This is a genomic window from Nisaea nitritireducens (genome assembly GCF_014904795.1).
Lineage (GTDB): Bacteria > Pseudomonadota > Alphaproteobacteria > Thalassobaculales > Thalassobaculaceae > Nisaea > Nisaea nitritireducens.
In genome coordinates, this window is sequence record NZ_JACZFS010000042.1 from 24,682 (window position 1) to 42,738 (window position 18,057).

General features: G+C 59.9%; 17 protein-coding genes. 16 read left to right on the forward strand and 1 reads right to left on the reverse strand.

Annotation, left to right across the window (positions count from 1 at the left end):
• Positions 1-45: 45 nt before the first annotated feature.
• The 11 genes from IG629_RS14355 (at position 46) to IG629_RS14405 (ending at position 12,507) form a co-directional block, all read left to right on the forward strand.
• A complete protein-coding gene (locus tag IG629_RS14355) occupies positions 46-384 on the forward strand; it encodes a Nif11-like leader peptide family natural product precursor (protein ID WP_193172631.1) in 339 nt (112 codons plus the stop codon).
• A gap of 243 nt (positions 385-627) precedes the next feature.
• Positions 628-1,701: a helix-turn-helix domain-containing protein gene (locus IG629_RS14360; protein ID WP_193172632.1), complete on the forward strand. Its 1,074-nt coding sequence runs from the start codon at positions 628-630 to the stop codon at positions 1,699-1,701.
• Between the two features lie 303 nt (positions 1,702-2,004).
• The gene (locus IG629_RS14365) at positions 2,005-3,252 is read left to right on the forward strand and encodes an NHLP bacteriocin system secretion protein (RefSeq protein ID WP_193172633.1); all 1,248 of its coding nucleotides are present in this window, start codon (positions 2,005-2,007) and stop codon (positions 3,250-3,252) included.
• 15 nt (positions 3,253-3,267) lie between these two features.
• Positions 3,268-5,415 (forward strand): NHLP family bacteriocin export ABC transporter peptidase/permease/ATPase subunit, encoded by a 2,148-nt coding sequence (locus IG629_RS14370; protein WP_193172634.1) that lies wholly within the window; start codon positions 3,268-3,270, stop codon positions 5,413-5,415.
• 6 nt (positions 5,416-5,421) lie between these two features.
• Entirely contained in the window at positions 5,422-8,292 is a 2,871-nt protein-coding gene (locus tag IG629_RS14375) for an NHLP bacteriocin export ABC transporter permease/ATPase subunit (RefSeq protein ID WP_193172635.1), read from the forward strand.
• Positions 8,293-8,328: 36 nt separating this feature from the next.
• Positions 8,329-8,610 carry a hypothetical protein gene (locus IG629_RS14380; protein WP_193172636.1) on the forward strand — a complete coding sequence of 94 codons (282 nt, stop codon included), beginning with the start codon at positions 8,329-8,331 and terminating at the stop codon, positions 8,608-8,610.
• Between the two features lie 206 nt (positions 8,611-8,816).
• Complete coding sequence (locus IG629_RS14385; RefSeq protein ID WP_193172637.1) at positions 8,817-9,233, forward strand: Nif11-like leader peptide family RiPP precursor; 417 nt, start codon at positions 8,817-8,819, stop codon at positions 9,231-9,233.
• A gap of 72 nt (positions 9,234-9,305) precedes the next feature.
• Complete coding sequence (locus tag IG629_RS14390; protein ID WP_193172638.1) at positions 9,306-9,725, forward strand: hypothetical protein; 420 nt, start codon at positions 9,306-9,308, stop codon at positions 9,723-9,725.
• 73 nt (positions 9,726-9,798) lie between these two features.
• Positions 9,799-10,173 carry a hypothetical protein gene (locus tag IG629_RS14395; RefSeq protein ID WP_193172639.1) on the forward strand — a complete coding sequence of 125 codons (375 nt, stop codon included), beginning with the start codon at positions 9,799-9,801 and terminating at the stop codon, positions 10,171-10,173.
• Between the two features lie 316 nt (positions 10,174-10,489).
• Positions 10,490-10,858: a Nif11-like leader peptide family RiPP precursor gene (locus tag IG629_RS14400; RefSeq protein ID WP_193172640.1), complete on the forward strand. Its 369-nt coding sequence runs from the start codon at positions 10,490-10,492 to the stop codon at positions 10,856-10,858.
• 83 nt (positions 10,859-10,941) lie between these two features.
• Positions 10,942-12,507, forward strand: a complete 1,566-nt coding sequence (locus IG629_RS14405) for an FAD-binding oxidoreductase (RefSeq protein WP_193172641.1) — start codon at positions 10,942-10,944, stop codon at positions 12,505-12,507.
• A gap of 22 nt (positions 12,508-12,529) precedes the next feature.
• On the opposite strand, the gene IG629_RS14410 is transcribed toward IG629_RS14405, so the two are convergent.
• Positions 12,530-14,017, reverse strand: coding sequence for a TolC family outer membrane protein (locus tag IG629_RS14410; protein WP_193172642.1), 1,488 nt, complete (start codon positions 14,015-14,017; stop codon positions 12,530-12,532).
• Between the two features lie 384 nt (positions 14,018-14,401).
• On the opposite strand from IG629_RS14410, the gene IG629_RS14415 reads away from it, so the two are divergent.
• From IG629_RS14415 to IG629_RS14435, 5 genes are all read left to right on the forward strand, one after another.
• Positions 14,402-14,596, forward strand: a complete 195-nt coding sequence (locus IG629_RS14415) for a PLDc N-terminal domain-containing protein (protein ID WP_193172643.1) — start codon at positions 14,402-14,404, stop codon at positions 14,594-14,596.
• Positions 14,597-14,601: 5 nt separating this feature from the next.
• Positions 14,602-15,741, forward strand: coding sequence for an AI-2E family transporter (locus IG629_RS14420; protein WP_193172644.1), 1,140 nt, complete (start codon positions 14,602-14,604; stop codon positions 15,739-15,741).
• Positions 15,742-15,962: 221 nt separating this feature from the next.
• A complete protein-coding gene (locus tag IG629_RS14425; protein WP_193172645.1) occupies positions 15,963-16,856 on the forward strand; it encodes a PRC-barrel domain-containing protein in 894 nt (297 codons plus the stop codon).
• A gap of 80 nt (positions 16,857-16,936) precedes the next feature.
• A complete protein-coding gene (locus tag IG629_RS14430) occupies positions 16,937-17,281 on the forward strand; it encodes a DUF883 family protein (RefSeq protein WP_193172646.1) in 345 nt (114 codons plus the stop codon).
• Positions 17,282-17,283: 2 nt separating this feature from the next.
• Complete coding sequence (locus IG629_RS14435; RefSeq protein ID WP_193172647.1) at positions 17,284-17,727, forward strand: hypothetical protein; 444 nt, start codon at positions 17,284-17,286, stop codon at positions 17,725-17,727.
• The last annotated feature ends 330 nt before the right edge of the window (positions 17,728-18,057 follow it).

Genomic DNA, 18,057 nt, shown 5'->3' on the forward strand with positions numbered 1-18,057 from the left:
ATAACGCCTTATTGTAACTCGAACGTGGCGGTGTTGAGGGGGACTATGAAACAGAAGATGATCGCGCGGCCTTTGGCGAACTTTCTCAATCGTGTCTCCATTGACAGCGAAGTGAAACAGAAACTCCTCGTTATTCTTGATCGTTCGAAGTTTGCTTGCGACATCACGGCATTCGCCAACGAGCTTGGCTATGTATTCTCAGAATCTGATCTGCACGATGCACTGGGTGCGATTTTATCGCCGCAGTCCAATGCTTACGAAGCTGATCTATCGGATGAGTCCCTTGATGCCGTTGTTGGCGGCGGGATGCTCGCGGCCTTTCCAGCTGAGCTGCATGCTGCTTTTGGCGAGCTGCAGTTCGGGCCCTCGTTATCCGGTTCATGACAGATAACGAGTCACGTCGCAATTCATGACCCTTGTCTCATCACCACGATCTTTGCCGTATGTCCAATATACCGTGCAAAGCTGTAAGACATGGCATAATTCCTTATGAAAAAATCAAATGCGGAAGTATTTTATTTAATAGTGTAATGAAAATAATGCTTGTTTGGTCTCAATGTAGAATTCGCAGTTCGTTTTGCTGAATCTGCTCAGGCCTTTCTCGAGTCACCTCAGCGGGGGCAAAAGATGACTCATGTCACACGCATAGAAGACGATGGCGCGGCGACGCAGCCAGTTCCGAATGCGGTATTCCATCTTGACGATGTTGCCGGAAAAGAGCGCTACGATCTCTGGAAAGACAGCATCGCCTGCATCTTTGATGTAGATAGCGAGAAAGACGTGCGGGATGAGTCTTTCACCGCTCAGGTAGATGCAAACATGTTCGGTCCGGTCATGGTGGCCCGGACCCAATCTCTGGGACAGAGCTGGAAACGAACGCCGTCCATCATGGCCCGAGATGGGATGGATCATTACATGGTTCAACTCTATGAGCGGGGCCAGATGCAATGGGAAGACAGTTCCGGACTGCGGGAGCTTCCGGAAAAAGGATTGGTCATCTTCGATCTGGCGCGGGAGATGGCATCAAGAACCAACGACTTCGCAAATATTTCCCTGATTATTCCAAGGGACATGCTCGAAGGTGCGCTAAAATCCCAGAATGATCAGCATCTCCGGACCTTGTCCGGGGAAGAGCCGATGGTGAAACTGTTACGCGACCATATGATGTCGTTGAAGGCGCTGGCCAGTCAGATGAGCCATCGGCAGGCGATCGAGATCGCCCCTGCGACGGTCGGCCTCACTGCAGCCTGCCTGAATGCTGCTATTGATCAGGAAGCTCCAAGCCAGACGGCGGGCGTCGCCATGGCGCAATTGACTATGATCCGGCGCTTTATCGAAGCCAATCTCTCCGAATCTGACTTGTCGGCGGAATGGATCGCAAGGCGCGTCGGAGCCTCGCGTTCAAAACTGTATCAGCTTTTCGATGTGTTTGGCGGAGTCGGCGCCTATATCCGTGATCGCCGTCTCCGGCGAGCGTTGCTGGCCTTGACCGATGAGCGGTCGAAACATCGGCCGATCTATGACATCGCACTAGCCTCGGGCTATACCAGCGATGCTGCCTTCAGCAGGGCTTTCCGGACACGGTATGGCATCGCTCCGCGAGATGTCCGGAACAAGAAATGGCAGGCCGAGAGCATGCATCGGCTTACCGATGAACTTGACCGCCGGTATGAGCGCTGGTTGCATCATCTGTCTGTCTAGACCGATCACTCCCTAAACCCTTGCCCCAACCGTCCACCGGCGCCGTACATCACGGCGCCGGTTTTGTTTTTTCCCGCATTTCCATCCGGACCATTCATCCGGCCTAGCCGGTTCCAGACTCCCGATCCATTCGGCAAATGATTCGGAACACCCGGCAAATACCCCCGGATCAACTGCAAGAAATGCCGGACGTTCGGACAAGTGGCGTCGATTTGCGCCGTCATACTTCCTTCCAGATTCGAGTGCGGGAATGTTGTCCGAAAATGGATGGCCTTCCGCGCAAACAGAAGTGCCGGAGGAAGCATGTCCATTTTTCGCGAGAAGGCTCTCAAGCGACTGTCATCGCCAGAAAATCTGGACGAAGCGCTGGTTGCTGCCTCTCCTTTTCACTGGGTGGCCTATGCCGCGGCCGCGCTGCTGGTCGGCATCACTGTTGCCTGGGGATTCTTGGGTGAGGTCCCCACTCGCGTTAATGCGGACGGCATTCTGCTGCACCGGGACAGTGAGGTTTTTTCCGCTTCGGCCGAAGGCAGTGGCGAACTGATCGAGATTCGCGTTCGCCTCGGCGACCATGTCGAGGCGAATGAGACCGTTGCGGTTCTCGACCAGGACGTGGATGTACTCCGACTGGAAACTGCCAGGGACAAACTGTCCAGCGCGGAGGCTCGGCGGGAGGCCGATCTGTTTGCCCAGGAGGAGGATGTTGAGCTCCGGGCGTCGCTGACCCGGAAGGAGCGAGCGTCTCTGCAGGAAAAGATCACGAATGCCCGCGCCCGGCTCGTCAACCTGGAGGCGCTTGTTGCCGATATGCGGCGTTTGCTCGACCGGGGCTTCATTGAGCGCTCGCGGCTGCTTGCCCGTGAAAACGAACAGATCCAGGTCCGGGAAATGATCGCGGACCTGAAGAATGCGCTGGTCAAGCTGGAAGTACAGGACCGCGAACGGGCCGAATACTGGAAGGACCGGATGCAGGCCTCCGACAAGGAGATAGAGGCCTATGAGGACGAGATCGACAATATCCGGGAGCATTTGCGCCGGATTCGTACCGTGGATGCGCCAATCTCAGGCACGGTGACGGAGATCTCCGCAAGCCTCGGCGATGTGGTGGCGGCGGGTAAGCCGGTGGTTCGCATCGTGTCCGAAGCCTCGGAAATGGATGCCTTGCTCTTTGTTCCGCCGGCGGACGGGAAACTGATCAAATCGGGCATGACGGCAAATGTCGAGCCGACGGTCGCGAAGAAGGAAGAGTTCGGGACAATCATCTCCACCGTGCGGAGCGTCTCCGACCTGCCGATGTCCGCTTCGGCGATCCAGGCCATGTTGCATAACGAAAAGCTGGTCCAGCGCTTTACCTCGAAAGGGTCGCCTGTGGCCATCCGCGCCGACCTGAATGAGGCTGCGGGTGAGACAGAGCGCTTTCTCTGGACTGGTGGCTCCGGGCCGGATTTCGATGTCGAGCAGGGCACTCTGATCGCGGCGACCATCACTGTGCGCCGGCAACGTCCGGTCACATTGATCCTTCCATTCCTCAAATCATTTGTCGGGCTCTGAGACGTGGCAGAGCGGATGAAAATCGCCAACCGGCGCGTTAAAACGCCAACCGTCCTGCAGATGGAGGCGGTCGAGTGCGGCGCCGCGGCACTGGGCATCATCCTCGCGCATCACGGTAAGTGGCGGCCGCTTGAAGAGCTGCGTACCGAGTGCGGTGTCTCGCGAGATGGCTCGAAGGCGAAGAACATCTTGTATGGCGCCCGGCGCTTTGGACTGGAAGCCAAGGGGCGCAAGGCGCAGGTGTCGACCGCGCTGAACACGCAATTTCCTTTCATCGCATTCTGGAACTTCAACCACTTCCTCGTCGTCGAGGGCTACCGCAACGGCATCGTTTATCTGAACGATCCGGCGACGGGGCCGCGCACGGTGACGCTGGAGGATTTCGACAATGCCTTCACCGGCGTGATTCTGGTCTTCGAAAAGGGCGCGGATTTTACCCGTGATCCGAAGCCCCCGGGGGTGATCTCCCGATTGCTGCCCCGGACGCGTCCCATTCGCATGGCTATCGTTCTTTCGATCCTGATCAGTCTCACGCTGGTGATCCCGGGACTTGTCGTCCCCGGTTTCTCGAAGGTGTTCGTCGACGAGGTGCTGATCAACAGCAAGGATGACTGGCTCGTTCCGCTGCTCTTCTTCATGGCGGGCTCGGTCGTCGTCACTGCGAGCCTTACCTGGCTGTCACAGGCAGTTTTGCTTCGTACTGAGTCGAAGCTCGCGCTTGTGGCTTCAGCGCAGTTCGTCTGGCATTTGCTGCGCCTGCCCGTCGACTTTTTCAATCAGCGTCATCCGGGCGATATCTCCAACCGGATCGATGCCAATGACCGGATCGCCGCCTCCATCGCCGGTGATCTCGGGGAAAGCATCGTCAGCGTGATCCGCGTGGGTTTCTACGGCGCTGTCATGCTGTTCTTCGACTGGATCCTGGCACTCGCCGCCATGTCTCTGTCGCTGATCAACATCCTGGTCTTCCAGCAACTGATGCGCCGCAGGGCCGATGCGAGCCTGCGGGTGCAGCAGGAATTCGGCCAGTTCCAGTCTGCATCTGTCACCGGCATTCAAGCCATCGAGACGCTGAAGGCGACCGGAACTGACGATGACTATTTCGAGCGCTGGGCCGGGTTTCAGGCGAAGAACCTCAATAACCAGCGCCGGCTCGGACTCTACGGCATCGTCGCCAACGCGTTTCCGCCACTGCTCGACGGGCTGACCATCGCTGTTGTTCTGGGTCTCGGCGGCTATCGCATCATGCAGGGCGAAATGACCATCGGTACGCTGGTCGCCTTCCAGGCCCTGATCCAGAACTTCTCGGGCCCGATCAATGCGCTGGTGGCGGCTGGTGGCGCCATTCAGGAATTGAACGCCGATCTGATCCGGACCGACGACGTGGTCAAGCAGGCCCAAGACCGGCGTTATGCGGAGCGTCCCGAGGGCGGTCCCGCCCGGCTCAGCGGACGCATCGAGCTGCGCAATGTCACTTTCGGCTACAGCCGGCTTGAACCGCCGCTGATTGAGAATTTCAACCTGACCATCAAGTCCGGCGCCCGCGTGGCTCTGGTCGGCGGCTCCGGAAGCGGCAAATCGACCATCGCCAAGCTGATGACCGGGCTTTACCGGCCCTGGTCCGGAGAGATCCTCTATGACGGCGTGCCGCTGGACAGCCTGCCGGTAAGCACGCTCACCCAGTCGATCGCGTCGGTGAGCCAGGAGATTATCCTGTTTGGCGGTACGGTCCGCGACAATCTGAGCGCCTGGGACGACCACATGCCGGCGGAAGACATGCTCGGCGCGCTCGGCGATGCCCGAATCCTGGATGTGATTTCCAGCCGTGGCGGTGCGCTTGAGGCCGAGGTCGATGAGGGTGGCGGGAATTTCAGCGGCGGCCAGGCGCAACGTATCGAAATTGCCAGAGCTCTCTCCGGGGATCCCTCGATCCTGATCCTGGACGAGGCGACGAGCGCCCTGGATGCCACGACGGAAGGGGATATCGACGTGGCCATCCGCCGGCGTGGCTGTACCTGCGTCATCGTCGCCCACCGCCTGTCCACCATCCGGGATGCGGACGAAATCGTCGTGCTGAATTTCGGCGAGGTCGTCGAGCGGGGCACCCACGAAGAGCTGGTGGCCCTCGGCGGCCCCTACGCTCAGCTGATCGCGCAGGGGTAGGCCGATATGAGTATCGCGGAAGAGATCAAGAACGTGGGTGAGCTTGCCCGGATCAGTGGCCGGGACAGGCTGGTCATCGATGTTGAACACCGGGTTCTTGCCATAGAGCAGGGCGCAGCGAACCTGTTTGTGCAGCTCATCTCCGAAGACGGTGAACCGCTCGGCGCCCGGCGCATGGTGGCGACACTGGATGAAGGCGCGATGCTGCCGCTGCCTGACAGTGAGTTCAAGGGAATGCGACTACTGCTGGTCGGTGTCGGAGATGCATCGGTCCGCTTGTTCTCCGGTGAGCAGCGGAGCCAGCTGCTGGACAGACCGCAAGAGATGACCGCCGCCTTTGAAAATGGGCTCGGAGATTTCCTGCACCATATGCTGCACGGTGACCGGTCTGCGCATTCGGCTTATGCCATTGCCATCGGCGAGACGGCCACTCTTGCCGCTGACGGCACTGTCTCAGCCGCGCGGGCGCTCTGGATCGCGTTCGAGGCGGCTGACGGGGAAGACGATGTGTCGGTAACGACTGTCGATCTCGTCGGCCCCGGCAGGGCCGCGAACGTTCCGACCGGGTGCGAGATCCAGGCGTTTGGCGCAGGAGATGCGGTCAGGCGTTTCGGCTGGGAGCCGGTTGATCGCTGGATAACCAAAGCGGTGATGGACGTCGCTATGGCGCTTTTCGAGGCGTCTCAGGACAGGGAGGCGCGCCAGGCCCGCCGCCTGGAAGATGACGCCGAACAGCTCTCAAATGCGCTTGGACGGCTTCCCGCCATCGTGAATTCGGCGCCGGATAGTACCGTGCGGGCTCTCCGTGGAGGCACGGTGCCGCCAGTGGTCTCCGCGCTTGCAATGGTCTGCGAAGCTCAGCGCATCGAGTTCGAGGCGCCGACGGAAATGCCGGACGGGCCGGATAGCCAGGTCATGCTGCAGGATGTCCTGCGCCGGGCAAATCTGCGTTTCCGCAAGATTGTGCTGACGGAGGGATGGTGGCGCCGGGAAGGCAGCGACGCGGTCGGGTTCGATGCCGAGACCGGTGAGCCGTGCGCTATTCTGCGCACCGGAGCGGGCCGGTTCGAACGGGTCGATCCAAGCGGCAAGCCGAGGATGCGGATATCTGCGCGCGTTGCGGAGCGGATGCATGACGAGGCATTCACCGTTTTCAAGCCGTTACCGTTCCGCAAGCTCAAGGCCATGGATCTGGTGCGTCACGTCCTGAGCGGACGCGCCCGTTTCGACATGCGCTGGGCGGCGGGGCTGGCCATCCTCACCGCCTTGCTTGCCCTCCTGCCGCCGATGCTGACCGGCACGCTGCTGAACGAGGTCGTGCCGTTCTCGGAAACAGGGACGCTGGTGCATCTGGCTCTCGGTCTCGGCTTCGTCGCGCTTGGCAGTGCCTTGTTCCAGCTTGTCCGGTCGATTGCCCTGCTGCGGGTGGAGGCCTTTGCGGACGGCGCCCTGCAGGCCGCGGTCTGGGACCGGATGCTACGGCTGCCACTGACATTCTTCCGGCGCTACGAGATCGGGGATCTGCTGATCAAGGCCATGGGGCCGACCCAGTTGCGTCAGGCGGTCTCCGATACGGCATTGAGCTCGGCGCTCTCGGCAATTTTCTCCGTCGTCAATTTCGTCCTGATGATGACCTACGATTCAACACTCGCTGGAGCGGCGTTCCTGTTCACTCTGGTGACCAGTCTTGTTCTGCTGGGCCTTAGCCGCCTGCAGCTCCGGTTCGAACGGGTTCAGCTCAAGGCCGACGCGGCGGTTTCCAGTTTCATCATCCAGATCCTGGTCGGTATCCAGAAGATCCGGCTGATGGGGGCCGAGGACAGGGCCTTTGCGCGCTGGGTTCACAAATTCTCCGATCAGCGCCAGCACACGGTGCGGGCCGCCCGGATCGGCAATGCCATTCAGACGCTCAGCTCGATCCTGCCGGTGCTCGCCAGCATCATGTTTTTCTACCTGGTCGGTACCGGCGAGAACCGGCTCTCGGTCGGCAGTTTCGTCGCCTTCAACGCGGCATTCGGTGGCTTTCACGGCGCGCTTCTCGGGCTCGTGAGCGCGGTCTCCACCTCCCTGTCGGCGATCCCGATCTACGAAAACATGAAGCCGATCATGGACGAGCAGCCGGAACTGGACCCGGAACGTAAACCCGCGCCTGTTCTGGACGGGGGCATCCATCTCAGCAATGTGTCGTTCCGCTACGATGCCGACGGGCCGCTGATCCTGGACGGGGTGGACCTGGATATCGGGGCCGGCCAGTTCGCCGCTTTCGTCGGCCCGTCAGGCTCCGGAAAATCGACGATTTTCCGGCTGCTGCTGGGGTTCGAGACACCGGAGCAGGGGACGGTAGGTTATGACGGCCTGGACCTCTCCCGGCTCGATCTGAAGACGGTGCGGCGCCAGATCGGCGTGGTGCTGCAGCGCGGTGCCATCCTGCCCGGTTCGATCTTCGAGAACATTGTTGGTTCAGCCCCTCTCAGCCAGGAGGAAGCATGGGAAGCGGCCCGCATGGCCGGCTTCGACGAGGATGTCCAGCATATGCCGATGGGCATGCACACGGTCCTCACGGAAGGCGGCAGCACGCTTTCGGGCGGACAACGTCAACGACTGATGATCGCCCGTGCCGTGGTCCGGCGCCCCAGAATCCTTCTGATGGACGAGGCCACCAGCGCGCTCGACAACCGCACTCAGGCCATCGTTTCCCAGAGCCTGGCGCATTTGAACGCCACCCGGGTGGTGATCGCTCACCGCCTCAGCACCGTTGTGAACGCGGACCGGATTTTTGTCGTCGTCGCAGGGCAGATCGCCCAGTCGGGGACCTATGAGGAACTGATGCAGGTCGAGGGCCCGTTCCGCGACCTGGCACAGCGCCAGATCGCCTGACCGGAGGGCAAATGACGTCTCAAAGGAGCAACGCCGATGGTGGAGCAGAACTCGGACCTCAAGAAGCTGTTGGCCCGGTTCGCGGCCGATACGGAATTCTTCGCAGTCTGCCGCGCCGAAATTCACGGCAAACATGGCGACGAAGCCATTCTCGCGGTGATGAATTTCGCGGCCCGGCATGGCTACGAAATCACCTTCCAGCAGGCCAGCGAAGCACGCCGCGAGGCTGTGAAAGCAGTCACCGCAGTGCTGCGTGCGGCGGTCGCGGATGCGACGGACGGGGAGGGCAATCTGAAGGGGTTCCTGAAGCAGTGGTAGCGGCCGCCGGTCGGGCTGCCGGGAAACCCGCTTGGGACGATAACGGTGCCGTCTCGGCATCGGGAGACTGGTTCGGATGGGCAATTCATGACCCGTCGTCCGCCGAACATGACGTTGCTCTCGGGGACACGCGCCCCGGGATGGTGTTGAGGAACGCACGGGTCGAAACAGCGTTCACAGGGAACGCTTCCAAAAGGAGACTGATAATGAGCATGCAGACAATGGCGGCGTTTCTGGAAAAAGCGCAGGCAGACGAGCAGGTGGGCGAGCAACTGGTCGCGATTATCGACGAGAACGAAACGCAGGAGATCTTTCCGAAGGTTGTCGCGCTCGCCAACGACAATGGCTTCACCGTCACGGTCGACGATGTGAAGGAGGTTCGCGCGCAGTTCGAGCAGGCTTCGGCTTCCGCCGAAGGCGAGTTGAGCGACGACGATCTTGAAAATGTCTCCGGTGGTATCGCCACGAGTGTCGTTGCCGCTTTGATCTCTGGCGGTCTTGGCGTGGGTTCGGTTGGTGTCGGTGCCGGCGTCCCCGGCGGCGGCGCCATGTCGGCTGCCATGGCCGGTCGCGTCATCAATAAAACCGCTAGTGACGTCGGGAATTTCTTCAAGAAGTGGTGACCCGTACTCGTGCCGTGAGCGCCTAGGCGCTCGCGCTCTCTCTCATACAAACCTTTAAATGGAGAATTGATGATGACCACTCAAGCTATGTCCGAAATGCTCGAAAAAGCCATGACAGACGAGACTTTCGCCAAGGGATTGGTGGAAGCGGTCGGCGATAAACAGGGCGAAAGTGCTCTGTCTGCCGTGACCGGTTACGGCTCTGCTAACGGCTTCTCCGTCACGTTGGAGGATGCAGCCGAGATGCAGCGTCAATTGCTCGCGGCAGCTGACGGTTCCGATGGCGATCTCGACGATGCGGATCTCGAAAATGTCTCCGGCGGCATTGGTTTCGGAGGTATCGGCGATCTGCTCGGTGGTGGTAACGCGCTCGGTCATATGCTCGGCGGCGGTATCGCCCCGGGTGTCGCGCAAAGTGTCTTTGGAGGCACGGTCAGCAGCGCCGCCAGTTCTGCCGGCGGCGCGATCAGCAATTTCGTCAAGCAATGGTGATCCGCACCTTGTCTGCGGGCGCGGAGTCGTCCGCGGCTCTCTTGTTTCCTTTATTCCGAATGGAGAACTCACAATGACCATGCAGGCAATGTCCGAAATGCTCGAAAAGGCCACGACCGACGAGATCTTTACCAAGGGGCTGGTGGAGGCCGTCGGCGAAAAACAGGGTGACCAAGCCATTGCGGCGGTGACCGAATACGGAACTGCGAATGGTTTCGCGATCACGGCGGAGGATGTTGCTGAGATGCAACGGGAATTGCTCACGGCCGACGACGGTTCCGATGGCGATCTCGACGACGCGGATCTCGAAAATGTATCGGGCGGCAATTATCTGCGTCGTCTGGCCGACACTCGGGATGAGGAGCCAAGCCTAATTGATTATGCTACAGGCCGCGTCCCGAATTATCGCGGTAGAAATGGTCGTCCAAATTTGCTCAAGCAATGGTAGTTACGCGATTGCGATCAAGATGGCCGGCTTCAGGTCAAGATGGAAAGGCAGCTGGTCTGCCTTTCCATCCCGTCAGAACCAGTATGGCGGCGTAATTCCGGAAGGTTCGGTGACGCAGGGCCCGGTGCAGTATCGGCGGCCTGACCGGATCTGATCTTCCTCTTTCATCACCCCATTTGTTCGGCCGGGCAGTTCCTGACCCGTCGCCCGCCGGACCCCGCTGCTGTTCGAGCAAGGCAAAGCTTTGATTGCAGTTCTGTTTTTAACGGCGGGTCGGAACTGCGTTCGCAGGGAGCGCATACAACAGGAGAAAATGATGAGCACGCAAACGATGGCGGCATTTCTTGAAAAAGTGCAGGCAGACGAAAAACTGGGAGAGCAACTGGTTACTGTCATTCACGAAAATGAAGCCCAGGAGATCTTTCCGAAGGTTGTCACGCTCGCCAATGACAATGGTTTCACAGTGACGGTCGATGACGTGAAAGAAGTTCAAAGGCAGTTCGAAAAGGCCGGTGATTCCGCTGATGGCGATCTGAGTGACGAGGACCTTGAAAATGTCTCCGGTGGTATTCTCCTCAGCACCTGCATTGAGCTTGCCGGCATTGTGGTCAGCGATGTTACCAGAAGGATTGACCCTAAGCGATCGGAAGCAGAGGTGATCGGAGATCTTTTCAAGAAGTGGTAGCCGTCCGGCTCCTGTCACGTGTTTGAAGCCAGGCTTTCGCGTTTTTCTGATGCGTCCGGCCGATTGTTCTCAGAGGTACATGGATGACACAGATATCGGAACTGACCGGCCTCAATGGTGACACCGGCGACGCTACGGATATGGCAACCGGGGCGCGGAGTTCTGCCGCTGGGCCAGTCTGGTCCGATATTATCGAGCCGGGGAACATTGTCCTCGATGCGGACCAGTGCGGCGCCTGGGGGCGCCGCACCTTCGGGGCGGACAAGGCGGTCTCGGCGATCCTCCGGCCCGGATCCAGGCACGAGGTCGCCGCGATTTTGCGCACTGCGACCATGCATCGTCTCCCCGTTCATCCGGTCAGCCGGGGGGCGAACTGGGGCATGGGATCGCGGGCTCCGTTCGAGGACGGCTCGGTCATTCTCGACCTGTCAGGCCTTACGGTAATTTCGGATTACGATCCCATGCAAGGACTGGTTCGGGTCGAGCCCGGCGTGACTTTCGGGATGCTGGCCGCCTATCTGTCGGAGCGCGAATCCCGGTATTTCGTTCCGGAAATCGGAGGTTCGCCCGAGGCCAGTGTGCTCGCCAATGCGCTTGACCGTGGAGACGGGGCGATCGGGGATCGCTGGGCGTCTCTCGGCGATCTTGAGGTCGTGCTCGCGGACGGCCGGACCCTTGAGACCGGCTACTCCGCCACGAAGGCATATCGCCTGAAAGGGCTGCATTCCGGAGCTGCCGGCCCGATCGTCGAGGGGCTGTTCAGCCAGTCCAATCTCGGTGTTGTTGTGGCGGCCTGGATCCGGCTTGAGCCGATGCCCGGGAATCTAGCGGTGTTCACGTCCCGGATCGACGGTCTTGACCTGCTTCCGGGGCTGATCTCGGCCTGGCGGGAAGCACAATTTGCCGGCGCCATCCTGGGTCGGTCGGTCACGCTCTGGAACGGTGTGAAGTATCTCGCCCGGGAGAACCCGCGCTCATCCTATTCCGAAGACGAAGTGCGTCTGGCCGAGACCGACACCTGGCACCTCTCTGGTTATCTGCTGGCGGAGGACAGCACGATCCTCGGTCTTCGCGCAGACCGTGTCGTGCAGTCTTTCAATGCGGCCGGTGCCGCGACTTCCGGCGCGATTGTGCGAACCGATGGCGTCTGGCGAGAAGGGTGCGAGGGACTGCTCGGCAAACCCAGTCCGCGCAATCTCAGGACCGTTTACTGGTCGAGCGACAGCATTCCCGGCTTCGAGGATATGGACCCGGATGCGGACAGATGTGGGCTGCTCTGGCTCTGCCTTGCCTTTCCATTCGACGGTAAAGTTCTGGCTGAATTTGTTCAATGCGCCGCAGCTGTGCTCCGGCCCTACGGTATCGACCTCAATATCGGCGTTGAAGCTACCAGCTTCCGGTGCCTGCTTTCCTATGTCAGCCTGTCTTACCGGCGGAAGGGAGAGGAGAGCGATACGGCGGCGCTTGATGCTTATCGCGCCCTTCTCGCCGAAGCCGAGCGTATGGGGCTGGCGCCGTACCGGCTGGCGAACGGTCTGGCAAAGACCACGGCAACCGAGCCTTCCTCGCTGCAAACTTACCTGGAAGAAATCCGCGCCGTCGGCGATCCGAACGGGATATTGTCGAAGGGCCGCGCCGGTATTGGCTGAGCGGCTGGGGCGCCCGTCTAGTCTAGTCGCGGAAATACTCTGAATCGCTGGTCTCGGTGCCGAGCCACCGGGTCCGTACTTCGCGATAATGCTGGTCATAGTCGTAATAATCGACTGGCAGTTCGAGATCCTGAGCCGTTAGTCGCCCAATTGCGGATAGCAGACGGTAGCTTGAAACCAGGACGTCATACCTGGCCCGAACAAGGCGGACCCGGGCATCGAGCAGGGCCTGCTCGGCGTCGAGAACGTCGATCACGGTGCGGGCGCCGACAGAGGCTTCGCTTTGCACCCCTTCCAGGGCGATGGCGGCGGCGTCGATCTGTGCCTGCAACGCGTCGATTTGGGAGTAGCTGCCCTGCAAGGCCTCATAGGCATTGGCAGCGCCTTCACTCGCAACCCGCTCCTGATCGATGGCGCTAAAGCGCAGGCGACGGAGATTTTCGTGTGCCTCACGTGCTTTCGAATAAGTAATGCCTGACTGGTAGAGCGGAACCGTAAGCCGGACGCTCACCGCAGCGTTCCAGCTTTCGTTTTCGTTGACGCTGGAATCTTCGGAATGATTGAGGCTGGTGACCAGATTTACCGTGGGCAGGAGATCGGCCCTGGCTGCTTCCAGCTGGCGCGCGGCGGCCGCTTCGGAGAATTTGGCGCCAAGCAGTGAGAAACTGCCGCCTACCGCGATTTTGATGGCTTCGTCTCTGGTCTCGGGCAAACCCGAAGGCAGATCCGGAACGGTGAGTTCCTCCGGAGATTGTCCGATCACCCGGGCGAAGCTGACGCGTGCCTGCGCCAGTGAGGCTTCTGCACTGGCCACATCCGCTTCCGCCGAGGCAACACTGGCTTGTGCCTGGGCAACGTCTGTGCGGGTCAGATCCTCAACCTCGAACCGGGCCCTGGTGGCTTCCAGTTGCTGGCGAAGCCTTGAAAGGTTGTTTCGCTGCAGGTCCAGAGTCGCGCCTTCGCGTATGACCGTCAGATAGGCGGTGGCAGTGGAGACGAACGTATTCTGCTCCGTCTGGAAAAGCTGAGCCCGCTGGGATTCTATGGTGGCGTCCGCGGCATCGACCCGGGCTTCGACCCTTCCGAAGGTGTAGAGCGGCTGAGTTGCTTCAAGAGAGAGTGTGCGGTTGTTGTAATTGTCGTCGTTAATGGTGCGGCCACGACTTGACTGTTTGACGTCTGTGTATCCGGCTGTCCCGTTGAAGGATACCTGTGGCCGCCAGCCGCCGCGTGCCTGGGGTGCCAATTCGTTCGTCTGACGCAATAGGGCCCTTGCGGAGATCAGACCTGGATTGGTTCTGTAGGCCAGAACAAACGCTTCCTCCAGAGTCTGCGCCGACCCGTGCCCCGGGAGCAGCGCCATCGATAGCAGGATGCCAATATGCGCGGCGCGCAGTTTCGGGATTGAAAGAATACGCTTTCCGGTGCTGGTAAGGCAGAGTCGCAGATGCGGAGCCCGTCGGCATACGCCTGAGGCGTCCAGGTTTTCTGTATTAAAGAGAGTTCCCATGATTGAGCAGTGTCGGAAAACCGCATTGTAAACAACCAGGCTAGGGCGTTCTCGTTACTGTTTTGAATAAAGTGCAAAGAATTGGAGACGCTGGGTACGTTGACCCGTCACCGGGCAATCAATTCGGGACCTGCGGGGATACTCTAGTTCTGGTGACGGTGAGACGCGGCATACATTCAAGGACACCGGCCTGTCTGGAAATCGGTGATCTGCGCTACGAATAGGTCAACGGCATGTTTTTTCGCGGCCCCGGACGGAGCACGGCTGCCGTCGGCTTTGCAGATCGTCCGCTTTGCCGTGACCTGAGACTGTGGTCAGCACATTGGGGAACCATTTGAGCATCGGCACGTTGTTAAGGCAGATACAACAACGCGAGTCGAAACCATGGAGCTCTTTTCAGGTCTATTCGCCCTGATCATTTTGATCGCCGATATTTATGCCGTAATCCAGGTGCTTTCCAGCGGGACTTCCGGTGTGAAAAAGCTCGTCTGGATCCTCTTGATCGTCGTGCTGCCGGTTATCGGTCTCATCATCTGGATGTTTGCCGGTCCGCGCAGCGCTTCCGGGGTCAGGGTTTAATCCCCTTGGCGCACACGGCAGAACCTTGCGACACGGCGCGTGACGAGCAGCGCTCCGAGACCGCCTCTCCGACACATCGCGCCCTCCGCCGGAGGGCGCGGTTACGTGACGTTCAGTCATATGCGGTGATCGGTCTGTTCGTGCTCGCGGCCGGCTCGGCACTCTATGTCGCGTCCGAGCTTTTCCTGCCGATCTTTCTGGCCCTGTTTCTGTGCGTCATTCTCTATCCTGTAGTCCGGACGATCAGCGCTGCAGGTCTGCCCGACTGGTGTGGTGCCCTGGTGGTCGTGCTGGGGCTTGTCGGCATTGCGGGGCTTGCTCTCTTTCAACTTTCCGATCCGGCCATGTACTGGTTCGACAAGCTGCCGGAGATCGTCAGAAAGCTCGAACGTGAGTTCTGGGGACTGAGGCAATCCATCGAGGAAGCGTCGCAGGCGACAGAAAAGCTCAAGGACATGGCGGGCAGCGGTGGCGACGGGTCCGGCGACACAATTGTCGTCCAGGGGCCGTCATTCCTCCGGCAGCTCGCCAATTACACCTGGCTGACCATGGCGCAGATCGTGATGACGCTGGGCCTGCTCTACATGCTGCTCGCCCAAGGCCGCCGCGCAGCGCGGTCCTTCGTGCGACGTATCGACAACCGGTCGGCCTTTGTCGCTTTCATGGGCGCGGTACAGGAGAAGTTCTCCACTTATGTTCGGGCGCTGACAGCGATCAATCTCTGTGTTGGAGCGTTGACAGCACTGGCCATGCTGCTGCTTGGCATGCCGAACCCGGTCATGTGGGGGCTGCTTGCCTTTTTTCTCAATTTTCTACCGTTTGTCGGCCCGCTTGCCATGTTGGCGATCCTGACGCTCGCCGGCCTCGCGAGTTTCGATGCCTGGCTTGCGATTGCGTCCGTGCCGGCTGCCTTCGCGCTGATCAACGCGATCGAATGCTATGCCGTCACGCCGGTGGTGATGGGGCGCACCATGACGCTCAGCCCGATCCTGATTTTCATCTCGATGCTGTTCTGGACCTGGTGCTGGGGCATGCCTGGCGCATTCCTGGCCGCGCCGATCGCAGTATTCGCGAAGCTTGTCTATGATTTCGTGATTGTTCAATCGACGGATCGTCCGCGAAACGACGCCGTATCGGCTCAGTAAATTAAATAGTTACTTTCACATCAACGCCGATCACTAAATGATCGGCGGAATTTTATGCGATCATAGATTTTTCAATACTTAAAAATTTTCCTCCCTGCCTGTTTTTGCAAAAAATTAAGGAACCTCATCGGGCCTCGCGCGTTTCTTAACTGAGAGCGGCGCGTGATCTGCCGCTCCTATACTGAACTCCAGATTTCTTCACTTGAAGAGGAGAAAAAAACATGATCCGCAAGCTTCTTACGACGACCGCGTTGAGCGCGACCATTGCACTTGGCGGCCTCGTGACGGCCAATGCTGCCGGCACCGGCTCTGCCAAAAGCACGGGTGTTTTCCAGCCGCATTCCGGTGCCGCTGCAAGCAAGCCGTATCTCAAGCCGCAGACGGACCAGATTCTGGCCTCCGCGCTGATCGGCAAGTCGGTTTATGGCTCGACCGCCAAGGACGCAGAGCCGATCGGCGATATCAACGACGTGGTCATGACCACTGACGGTGACGTCCTGGCGGCCGTGATCGGCGTCGGTGGCGTGCTTGGCATCGGCGAGAAGGATGTCGCGGTCGATATCAATCGGCTGCAGTGGATTCCGGTCGAGGATAGCCGCCGTCTGGTGGCTGACGCGACCAAGGACGAGCTGAAGAAGGCCCCGGCCTTTGACCGAAGCGCGTTCGACGATTACGCGACCCTGGGCTTTGTTGCCCCGGCGATGAAGAAGATCGACGACGGCTTTGCCTCTCTCAAGAAGCAGTCCAAGGACGCGGTCAATTCCCTGACCAAGGACGACGAAACCCTGGTCACCGTCGATCCGGCAAAGCTCACGACCGACGAGCTCATCGGCGCCCGTGTCTACGGGGCGAATAACGAGGATATCGGTGAGATCGACAAGGTGCTGCGTGGTGCCGGAAACCGTGTCGAGGCCTATGTCGTCGATGTCGGCGGTTTCCTTGGCCTGGGTGAGAAGCCGGTCGCGCTCGCTTCCGGTACCGGCCGGCTGATGCAGGCCGAGGACGGCGGCGAGGTCGAGGTGCATGTGCCCTTTACCCTGGCCCAGCTGGAATCCCATCCGGCTTATTCGGATGAAGAGTACGACACCATGCCGGACTCCATCATCCTGCGTTAACAGCGCACAAAGTGACTTTCCAACAGGCAGGGGCCGGCTGACCGGCCCCTGCCTCCCCATACATTCAAAAGGAGACCATCATGGCAACCGCCCAGGCGAATGCCCGCAGTAAGCCGGCAGCAAACGAAACAACTGCGAAGTCCGGCGATGTCGAAGCCCAGCTCGAAGCCCTTCGCGCCGATCTCTCCGCGCTGGCTGACAGCGTGTCCGGCCTTGGCCAGAGCAAGGTAGGCGACCTGAAACAGCGCGGTGAAGATGTAGCCGCGAAAATTGCCGCTAATTCCTCTGCCGCTGCCAAGCGGGTGAAGGATGACCTCGACCGCATCGAGAAGAATGTGAGCACGGGTGTGCGTGCCAAACCGATCCGCTCGATCGCAATTGCGGCCGGTCTTGGCCTTGCGGTCGGCTATCTGATCAGGCGCTAACCGTGCTTGATCGTCTGGCAACCCACGCCGCGCAGATTGCCTCCTGGAATGCCGGGCGGCTGGCGTCGCGGACGAAGCGCAACGCGGTCCTGTATGGTCTCGCCGTCCTCTTTGGCGTGACCGCTTACGGGGCCGCCGTTGCCGCCAGCGGGCTGTGGCTTGCCGAACGCCTCGATCCGATAGCGGCGCTGTGCATTGTCATGCTTGTCTCCGGTGCCATGGCCCTCGCAGTTTGGGCGATTACTTCTGCTGTCAGCGCCTATGAACGGCGCCACGAAGCTGAAGTTCGCAGGCAGAGCATGAATGCGGTCACAGCCGCGCTTAAAGTCGGCCCGGTCCTCGGCAATACCAAGCCTCTGCTGCTTGCGCTTGCCGGCGCGGGGCTGGCGTATCTTGCGGTGAGCGGTGGCTCCAGCGAAGAGCAGCACGGCGACGGGCAATCATAGAGAGCGTCGATTGACCTATCGGAATTGACGACTGGACCGGAAAGCCCGGTCGCCGTGCATAAGCCAAGCAGTATCGAGATTGAGCAGGGCGTTCCCGTTCGGTGGTTAGGTTAATCGCCCGGGGATCGCTGTAGATGAAATCGATAGTATCTTCGAGGAATTCACACAGGCTGCCGCCTGCAACGTGGAAAAATTACCCATCATCGAACGGACCGCGAACGCCTTTCAGGACCAGAAAGATGAGTATTTGAGCGGACAACATTGGGAGCCTCAGCGCACCGGCTGGTCATAGCCGACAGTCACCTGACAGATTGCCCATACAGAAAAGCG